This is a genomic window from Collinsella sp. AK_207A, assembly GCF_902501965.1.
Lineage (GTDB): Bacteria > Actinomycetota > Coriobacteriia > Coriobacteriales > Coriobacteriaceae > Collinsella.
This window is the reverse complement of record NZ_CABWID010000011.1, coordinates 1-363: the sequence shown is the minus strand read 5'-3', so window position 1 is coordinate 363 and position 363 is coordinate 1. Positions and strand designations below refer to the sequence as shown.

At 67.8% G+C, this 363-nt stretch carries 1 rRNA gene; it reads right to left on the bottom strand.

The features are described from left to right. Positions 1 to 225: 225 nt before the first annotated feature. Positions 226 to 341: ribosomal RNA gene (rrf, locus tag GDJ97_RS03475) — 5S ribosomal RNA — on the bottom strand. Between the last annotated feature and the right edge of the window lie 22 nt (positions 342 to 363).

Sequence of the window (363 nt, the reverse complement as noted above, 5' to 3'; positions counted from 1 at the left end):
CATCTCCACCATTCCTTCAACTGGGAAAATGCCGCCCCCGGGGCCCGGATAGGACCTCGGGGGCGTTCGGTTAACTGCGGGAGCGTGCCGTCAGCTCAATGTGTTCGGTTGGGATCGGAAATCAACCATGGGCATATGGCGAGGCGAGAATCTAACGCTGAACAAAAGAGGGGGCCCTCGCGGGCCCCCTCGGGTACTATCGGCGTCGGCCTGGTGCCGTCCACCGGTCAGCGGCGCCCTGCTCTCCCACGGGCTTCCCCCGCAGTACCATCGGCGCGGTGCGGCTTAGCTTCCGGGTTCGGAATGGGACCGGGCGTGCCCCGCACGCTGTGGCCGCTGACCGGTGGGCGGCGCCCCGCCCAC